The sequence below is a fragment of the Kineococcus vitellinus genome (genome assembly GCF_009906315.1).
Lineage (GTDB): Bacteria > Actinomycetota > Actinomycetes > Actinomycetales > Kineococcaceae > Kineococcus > Kineococcus vitellinus.
On record NZ_JAAALL010000197.1, the window covers coordinates 1 to 8,259 of the forward strand.

The window sequence follows — 8,259 nt, forward strand, 5'->3', positions numbered from 1 at the left end:
GGGCCAGGACGGTCCCCGGCCCGCCTCCTCCGCCTCCTCGCCGGTCTCGTCCTCTACGGGGTCGCCGAGGGGCTCATGGTCCTCGCGGCCGTCGGCGTCGGGCCGTGGACCGTCCTGGCCCAGGGGCTGGCCGTCACCACGGGGATCGGCGTCGGCTGGGTGACCAACCTCGTCGGGCTCGGCGTGCTGCTGCTGTGGATCCCGCTGCGCCAGCGCCCCGGCCTCGGGACCGTCCTCAACGTCGCCCTCGTGGGCACGGTCATCGAGGCGACCGTCGACCTGCTGCCCGCTCCGCAGGCCCTGGCGCTGCGGGTCCCGCTGTTCGCCGTGGGCCTGGTGCTGCTGGCCGTCGCCAGCGGCACCTACATCGGCGCGGGCCTGGGCCCCGGCCCGCGCGACGGGCTCATGACCGGCCTGCACGCGCGCACCGGCAAGCCGATCTGGGTGGTGCGCTGCGGCATCGAGGTGAGCGTCCTGGCCGTCGGCTGGGCGCTCGGCGGCGACGTCGGCGCCGGCACCGTCGCCTTCGCGCTGGGGATCGGCCCGCTCGTGGGCCTGTTCCTGCCGCTGCTGGCGCCCGCGCGGGCGGTAGCGTCCGGGACGTGCCCCACTTCGTCGCCCGCTACGAGTACACCTCCGACACCGCCGCCCGGGACGAGGTGCGCCCCGTCCACCGCGAGTGGCTCGCCTCGCTCGGCGACACCCTGATCATGTCCGGGCCGACCGACGCCGGCGGCGCGGTGCTGGTCTTCGAGGCCGCCGACGCCGCGGGCGTGCAGGCGCTGCTGGACGCCGACCCGTTCGTCACCGACGGCCGCGTCGTCGCCGCCCGCTCCGTCGTCGGCTGGACCGTCGTCCTCGGGCGGCTGAAGGACGCGCTGTGAGCTGAGCGGGGACGGCGGGACGGCCCCGGGACGGCGGCGCCACCGGTCGCGTTGCGCTTCGGCGGCGAGTGCCTACCGTTGGGAGCAGGTCGAGATCACGGCCACCGAGCGCCGGGCGGTCGCGCCCGGACCGTCCGTGAGGAGTCGCGATGAGCAACACCAGGACGTCCGCGTCCTCCCGCCTGTCCGTCAGCCGTTCCCCGGTCAGCCTCGCGGCGATGGTCGTGGGCGTGGCCTTCATCCTCGTCGGGGTCATGGGGTTCATCCCGGGCATCACCACCGACTACGGCTCCATGGCGGGGGCCGGCCACGAGTCGATGGCCATGCTGCTGGGCGTCTTCCAGGTCTCGATCCTGCACAACGTCCTGCACCTGGGCCTCGGCGTGCTGGGGGTCCTCATGGCCCGCCGCCCCGCCACGGCCCGCACCTACCTGCTCGTGGGCGGCGTCGCCTACCTGGCCCTGTGGGTCTACGGGCTGGTCACCTCCGACACCAGCACCGCCAACTTCGTCCCGCTCAACAGCGCCGACGACTGGCTGCACCTCGTCCTGGCCCTGGGCATGCTCCTGCTCGGCCTGGTCCTGCCGCGCCGGACCACGCACGCCACCGCGCAGGGCATCCACGGCTCCACCGCCGGCGGCGACGTCCAGTGACCCGCCGCTGACCCTCCCCGCCGGGGGCAGCCTCCCCGCCGAGGACCCGCTGAGGCCCCCGGTGACGACCGCGGTCGTCGCCGGGGGCCTCAGCCGTGCCGGTGCCCGGGCAGGTGGGCGCGCTCGCCGTCGTGGTCGAAGATCGTCAGCAGTTCCACCGGCCCCTCGTGCGCCTCGACGGCGTGCGGGGTCATCGTCGAGAACTCCGCCGCCTGGCCCGCGTGCACGAGGATCGTCCGCTCGCCCAGCCGCAGCCGGACCGTCCCGCTGAGCACCGTGAACCACTCGTGGCCGGGGTGCACCCGGGGCTCGTCCACGACGCGCTCGGGGGTGATGCGCATCTTGGCGATCGTGGCACCGCGGCGGTCGCGCTCGCGCGAGAGCAGCCACAGGGTCAGGCCGGCGCTGCTCTCCGGCTCGGGGCGGATGACGACGTCGTCGTCGCCCTCGGGCTGCACGAGCTGGTCGAGCGTGGTGCCCAGCGCCGCGGCGATCGGCACGAGCTGGTCGAGGGCGATGCGCCGGTGCCCCGTCTCGATCCGGCTGATCGTCGAGGGCGACAGGTAGCAGCGGGCGGCGAGCGCGTCGAGCGTCCAGCCCCGCGCCAGGCGCAGGCCCCGGATGCGCTGGCGGACGACGTCGTCGAGCACTTCTTGCTTCATGCGCAAGATGGTATGCCTCTGGCGAATAACTTGCCTACCGTGGACCCATGACGCCGACGCACCCGCACCCCCCAGCGCACGGCCACGAGCACGGCCACGCGCACGGCCACGCGCACGGCCGTCCCGGCCACGGCCCCGCACCCGAGCACGACACCGGCCTCGCCGAGCTGCTCGACCTCGACGCCCGCCTCGGCGCCCCGGTGCTCGCGGCGGCCCTCGACGCCGCGGCCGCCGCGCTCGGCACCGACCCCCGCAGCGCCGTCGACCTCGCCGTCGACCTGGGCGCAGGCACGGGGACCGGCACCCTCGCCCTGGCCGCCCGCTTCCCCGGCGCGCGGGTGCACGCCCTGGACGCCTCGCCCGCCATGCTCGGGCGGCTGGGCGAGGCGGCCGCGGCGGCGCGGGTGGCCGACCGCGTGCACCCGCACCTGAGCGACCTCGACGGCGACTGGCCCGCCGTCCTGCCGGGCGCCGTCGACCTGGCCTGGGCCGCGCTCTCGCTGCACCACGTGAGCGACCCCGGGGAGGTGCTGCGCCAGGTGCTGGGGGCGCTGCGCCCCGGCGGCGTGCTCGTCGTCGTCGAGATGACCGGCGCGGGCGCGCACGAGCCCGGCGACCTCGGCACCGGCCGCGCCGGCCTCGGCGCCCGCCTCACCGGCGCCCTCGCCGCGCACGGGTACCCCGTCACCGCGGAGTGGACGACGGCGCTCACCGCGGCCGGGTTCGCCCCGGTGCAGCGCCGCGAGGTCGCCTTCACCGCCTCGGCCCGCACCGGCGACGGCGCCCGCTACCTCGCGCTGCAGCTGGCGCGGGAGCGGGCCCGGGTGGCCGAGGACCTGCCCGCCGACGACCTCGCGGCGCTCGACGCCGCCGTCGCGGCGCTGCAGGAGGGCGGCTCGCGGCTCGCCCTCACCTCCGCCCGCGCCGTCTGGACCGCCGTCCGGCCCGCCGCCGACGAGCCCGCCGCCGACGAGCCCGCCGCCGACGAGCCCGGGGCCCGGCGGTGAGCGCCGCGCTGCGGGCCGACGTCGTGGTGGTCGGGGGCGGCGCCGCCGGCCTGGCGGCCGCCGTCGCGCTGGCCCGCTCGCGCCGCGACGTCCTCGTCGTCGACGCCGGGCAGCCGCGCAACGCCCCCGCCGACGCCGCGCACAACGTGCTCGGCCGGGAGGGGACCCCGCCCCTGGAGCTGCTCGCCCGCGGCCGCGCCGAGGCCCGCTCCTACGGCGCGCGGGTCGTGGACGGCCTCGTCACCGGCGCCGGCGGCACCGTCGACGACTTCGCGCTCGAGGTGGACGGCGGGGCGCTGCACGTGCGCGCCCGCCGCGTCGTCCTCGCGACCGGGCTCGTCGACGAGCTGCCCGAGCTGCCCGGCGTGCGCGAGGCCTGGGGCCGCAGCGTCCTGCACTGCCCGTTCTGCCACGGCTGGGAGGTGCGCGGGAAGCGCATCGCCGTCCTGGCCCGCGACGCGGGGGCGCTGCACCAGGTGCTGCTGTTCCGCCGGCTCAGCGACGACGTCACGCTCTTCCTGCACGAGGCGCCCGAGCCGGACGAGGAGCAGTGGGAGCAGCTCGCGGCGCTGGGCGTGCGCGTGGTCACCCCCCGGGTGGAGCGCCTGGTGGTGGAGGGCGCGCAGGTGCGGGCCGTGCGGCTGGAGGGCGGGCGGACCTTCCCGGTGGACGCCGTCGTCGTCGCCCCGCGCTTCGTGGCGCGCACCGCGCTCTACGAGGCGCTGGGGGGCGAGGCGACGCCGACGCCGGCCGGCGCGCGGATCGAGGCCGACGAGCGCGGGGCCACCGCGGTGCCCGGCGTCCGGGTGGCCGGCAACGCCGCCGAGCCGACGGCGATGGTCGCCGCGGCCGCCGCCTCCGGGGTGCTGGTGGGGGCCGCCGTGCACGGCGAGCTGGCCGCCGCCGACCTCGCGCGGGCCGTGCGGGAGCGGCGCGCGCCGTTCTCGGCGGCGGCGGAGGCGCGGGTGAGCGCGCTGGTGCTGGGGGATCGGCGCCACGGGTTGTGAGGACCGCCCCCCGCGCGGCGGCGCCTGCCCCTACGATCCCGGCCGTGGACGCTCCGGGGGACGCCGCCGCGCACGAGAGGGCCGTCGCGGCCTTCGCCGCCGCCGCGGACTGGTTCGTGCGCACGACCGCGCTGGTGGACGGGTGCTGGGGGGAGCCGGGGCTCGGGGAATGGGACGTGCGCGCCCTCGTGGGGCACACCAGCCGCAGCCTGAGCACCGTGGAGGCGTACCTGGCCGCTCCCGCCGCGGCCGTGGAGGTCGCCACCACCACCGGCTACTACCGCGCGACGAGCGCGCTGGCCGCCGGGCCCGGCGTCGCCCAGCGCGGCCGCGACGCCGGCACCGCGCTGGGCGCGGACCCCGCGGCGGCCGTCGCGGGGCTCGCGGCGCGCGTCGTGCCGCTGGTCGCCGCCCGCGGCGGGGAGGAGCTGCTGACGACGGTGGCGGGCGGGATGCGGCTGCGCGACTACCTGCCCACGCGCACCTTCGAGCTCGTCGTCCACACCGCCGACCTCGCCACGGCGCTGGGCGAGCCGACCGAGCCCCCGGCCCCGGCGGCCGCCGCGGCCCTGGAGCTCGTCGCGGCGCTGGCGCTGGAGACCGGCCGCGCCGGGCAGCTGCTGCTCGCCGCGACCGGCCGCACCCTCCCCGGCCTCACGGTGCTCTGAGGCGCCCGCCGCGGTGAGGCAGCTCACCCGCGGCGGGTGAGCGCTCGCGCGCCGAGCACCCGCCCGGCGGCGGCACACTGAACGGGTGACCCTGATCGACGACACCCGCGCGCAGGCCGCCGCGGCCGGCCCGGCGGGACCCGCGGACCTGATCGCCCGCCTGGAAGCCGCCCTCGGCGCCGGCACCGGCACCGGCACCGCCTCCGGCGTGGTCGACGCCTCCAGCCGCCGGCGGGCGGAGTACACCACCGACGCCTCCAACTACCGCGTCGTGCCGCAGGTCGTCGTCTTCCCCCGCTCCAGCGAGGACGTCGAGGCCGTCCTCGCCGTCTGCCGCGAGCTCGGGGTCCCCTTCACCAGCCGCGGCGCGGGCACCTCCGTGGCCGGCAACGCCATCGGCGAGGGCGTCGTCCTCGACTTCTCCCGCCACCTGAACCGGGTGCTGGAGGTCGACCCCGAGGGCATGAGCGCGCTCGTCGAGCCCGGCGCGATCCTCGACGACCTGCAGCGGCGGGCCGCCCCGCACGGGCTGCGCTTCGGCCCGGACCCCTCCACCCACGCCCGCTGCACCCTCGGCGGCATGATCGGCAACGACGCCTGCGGCTCGCACGCCCTGGCCTACGGGCGCACCAGCCACAACGTGCTCGCGCTGGAGGTCCTCGACGGGCAGGGCCGGCGGTACTGGACCGACGACCCGCCCGCGGAGCTGCTGGAGGAGCTGCGGGCGGTCGCCTCCCGGCACCTGGGGATGATCCGCACGACGTTCGGCACCTTCGGCCGCCAGGTCTCCGGGTACGCCCTGGAGCACCTGCTGCCCGAGAACCTCGGGGCGCGCGACGGCCGCTCCGGCACCGCGCTGGCCCGGCTGCTCACCGGCTCCGAGGGCACCCTCGCCACGATCCTGCGCGCCCGCGTGCGGCTGGTGCGCCAGTCGCCGTCGACGACGTTCGTCGTCCTCGGCTACGCCTCCATGCACGAGGCCGCCGACGCCACCCCCGCCCTGCTGGAGCACGCGCCGCTGGCCGTGGAGGGCATCGACCGCCGCCTCGCCGACGCCGTCGTGCGCCGCGGCGGCTCGGTCGACGGCCTGCCCACCGGCAACGGCTGGCTGTTCGTGGAGATGGGCGGCGAGAGCCCCGAGGAGTCCCTGGCCGCCGCCCGCGCGATGGTCGCCGACTCGCAGGCGCTGGACTCCGTCGTCATCCCCACCGCCGCCGAGGCGCGCGCCCTGTGGCGCATCCGCGAGGACGGCGCCGGCCTGGCCGGGCGCTCCCCCGAGGGCCAGCCCGCCTGGCCCGGCTGGGAGGACGCCGCCGTGCCGCCGCAGCGGCTGGGGGAGTACCTGCGCGAGTTCGACGCGCTCATGGCCTCCCACGGCGTCGACGGCCTGGCCTACGGGCACTTCGGCGACGGCTGCATCCACGTGCGCATCGACTTCCCGCTCTACGAGGACGGCGGCGGCGCCCGCGCCCGCGCCTTCCTCGAGGACGCCGCCCGCCTCGTGGCCCGCCACGGCGGGTCGCTGTCCGGCGAGCACGGCGACGGCCGCGCCCGCGGCGGCCTGCTGCCGCTCATGTACGACGCCGAGGCCATCGCCGCCTTCGAGGCCGTCAAGCGCGCCTTCGACCCCGCCGACCTGCTCAACCCCGGTGTCATCGTGCGCCCCGCCGCCGTCGACGCCGACCTGCGCGTGCCCGCGGCCCGCCCCGCGCACGCGCTCGGGATGCCCGGTCGGTCGGGGCTGAAGTTCGCCTACTCCCACGACGAGGGCGACCTGACGCGCGCCGTGCACCGCTGCGTCGGCGTCGGCAAGTGCCGCGCGGACTCCGGCGGCGTCATGTGCCCCAGCTACCTGGCCACCGGCGACGAGAAGGACTCCACCCGCGGGCGCGCCCGGGTGCTGCAGGAGATGGCCAACGGCACCCTCGTCACCGACGGCTGGCGCTCGCAGGAGGTCAAGGACGTCCTCGACCTGTGCCTGTCCTGCAAGGGGTGCACGGTCGACTGCCCCGCCGGCGTCGACATGCCGACCTACAAGGCGGAGTTCCTCGACAAGTACTACGCCGGCCGGTTGCGCCCGACCAACCACTACCTGCTCGGCTGGCTGCCGCGCTGGGCGCGGCTGGCCACGCTGCACCGCCTGGAGACGAAGCTCGTCAACGCGCTGACCTCCGTGCCGGCGCTGGCCCGCCTGGCCCGCGCCGTCGGCGGCGTGGACCAGCAGCGGCCGCTGCCCAGCTTCGCCGAGCAGACCTTCCGCTCCTGGTTCGCCGGGCGCGAGCGGCGCGGGGAGGGCCTGCGCGACGGGCAGCCGGTGCTGCTGTGGGTGGACTCCTTCACCGAGCACTTCTCCCCCGAGGTGGGCCGGGCGGCGGTGAAGCTGCTGGAGCACCTCGGCTTCTCCGTGCAGCTGACGGGCGGGCAGGTCTGCTGCGGGCTCACCTGGGTCTCCACCGGCCAGCTCGACGGCGCCAAGCGGCAGCTGCGCGCCTCCCTGGACGCCCTCGGCACCTCCGAGGTCCCCGTCGTCGGCCTGGAACCCTCCTGCACCGCGCTGCTGCGCGACGACGCCGCGGAGCTGCTGCCCGACGACCCCCGCGCGCACGCCCTGGAGCGCCGGGTGAAGACGCTCGCCGAGCTCATCGCCGAGCAGCGCCCGGAGTGGGTGCCCCCGCGGCTGGACCCCGACGGGCCCGTGCGCGCCGTCGTGCAGCCGCACTGCCACCAGCACGCCGTCATGGGCTTCGCCCCCGACGCCGCGCTGCTGGCCAAGGCCGGCGTCGACGCGCAGGTGCTGTCCGGCTGCTGCGGGCTGGCCGGCAACTTCGGCGCGGAGGCGGGGCACCACGAGGTGTCGGTGAAGGTCGCCGAGCACGCCCTGCTGCCCGCGCTGCGCGAGCGCGGCGACGCCCTCGTCGTCGCCGACGGGTACTCCTGCCGCACCCAGTCCGACGACCTGGCCGGGGTGCGCCCGCAGCACCTGGCCGAGCTGCTCGCCGACGCCCTGCCGCAGGACTGAGCGCCCCTCCGCGGTGATCTTCCACGGTGCACCGTGGAAGATCACCGCCGGAGGTGCCGGGGACCACCGCGGAGGGGCAGGCGTGGGGGAGGGCCCGCGCGGGTAGGACGTCCTCGTGGACGGAGACGAGCGGACCCCCGCGGGCACCGAGCTGGACAGCGCGATGGCGACCGGCAGCGACGAGGGGGAACCGGGCGAGCAGGGGCCGGGGCCCTACCCCGACACCGACCCCGCCGACGCGGGCGGCACCCCGTTCGTGGAGGAGTCCGCGGCCGCGGCGCTGGCCGCCCGCGGCCAGCGGGGCGTCGTCGCGGGCGGGGGCGCCTCCGGCGAGGACCCGCGCGACCCGGAGTTCCAGG

The 8,259-nt window shown here is 77.6% G+C and carries 8 protein-coding genes and 1 pseudogene; 8 read left to right on the plus strand and 1 reads right to left on the minus strand.

What is annotated here, in order from left to right; translation table 11 throughout:
- From yczE to GTQ99_RS15965, 3 genes are all read left to right on the plus strand, one after another.
- Positions 1-708, plus strand: a 708-nt coding sequence (gene yczE / locus GTQ99_RS15955; protein WP_166616722.1) for a membrane protein YczE, incomplete at its 5' end; no start/stop codon positions are given.
- Complete coding sequence (locus tag GTQ99_RS15960; protein ID WP_338075036.1) at positions 660-884, plus strand: YciI family protein; 225 nt, start codon at positions 660-662, stop codon at positions 882-884. The genes yczE and GTQ99_RS15960, both read left to right, overlap by 49 nt.
- 149 nt (positions 885-1,033) lie before the next feature.
- Positions 1,034-1,537 (plus strand): DUF4383 domain-containing protein, encoded by a 504-nt coding sequence (locus GTQ99_RS15965; protein ID WP_166616724.1) that lies wholly within the window; start codon positions 1,034-1,036, stop codon positions 1,535-1,537.
- 89 nt (positions 1,538-1,626) lie between these two features.
- On the opposite strand, the gene GTQ99_RS15970 is transcribed toward GTQ99_RS15965, so the two are convergent.
- Positions 1,627-2,199: a helix-turn-helix domain-containing protein gene (locus tag GTQ99_RS15970; protein WP_166616725.1), complete on the minus strand. Its 573-nt coding sequence runs from the start codon at positions 2,197-2,199 to the stop codon at positions 1,627-1,629.
- A gap of 47 nt (positions 2,200-2,246) precedes the next feature.
- Here GTQ99_RS15970 and GTQ99_RS15975 point away from each other — a divergent pair, with 47 nt between their 5' ends.
- The 5 genes and pseudogenes from GTQ99_RS15975 to GTQ99_RS15995 all read left to right on the plus strand — a co-directional run.
- Positions 2,247-3,206, plus strand: coding sequence for a class I SAM-dependent methyltransferase (locus GTQ99_RS15975; protein ID WP_166616726.1), 960 nt, complete (start codon positions 2,247-2,249; stop codon positions 3,204-3,206).
- Entirely contained in the window at positions 3,203-4,213 is a 1,011-nt protein-coding gene (locus tag GTQ99_RS15980) for an FAD-dependent oxidoreductase (protein ID WP_166616727.1), read from the plus strand. The genes GTQ99_RS15975 and GTQ99_RS15980 overlap by 4 nt, the downstream gene beginning before the upstream one ends.
- Positions 4,214-4,257: 44 nt before the next feature.
- The gene (locus GTQ99_RS15985; RefSeq protein WP_166616728.1) at positions 4,258-4,881 is read left to right on the plus strand and encodes a maleylpyruvate isomerase N-terminal domain-containing protein; all 624 of its coding nucleotides are present in this window, start codon (positions 4,258-4,260) and stop codon (positions 4,879-4,881) included.
- 85 nt (positions 4,882-4,966) lie between these two features.
- The gene (locus GTQ99_RS15990; protein WP_338075035.1) at positions 4,967-7,900 is read left to right on the plus strand and encodes an FAD-binding and (Fe-S)-binding domain-containing protein; all 2,934 of its coding nucleotides are present in this window, start codon (positions 4,967-4,969) and stop codon (positions 7,898-7,900) included.
- A gap of 115 nt (positions 7,901-8,015) precedes the next feature.
- Positions 8,016-8,259: pseudogene (locus GTQ99_RS15995) on the plus strand (hypothetical protein); the annotation flags it as partial.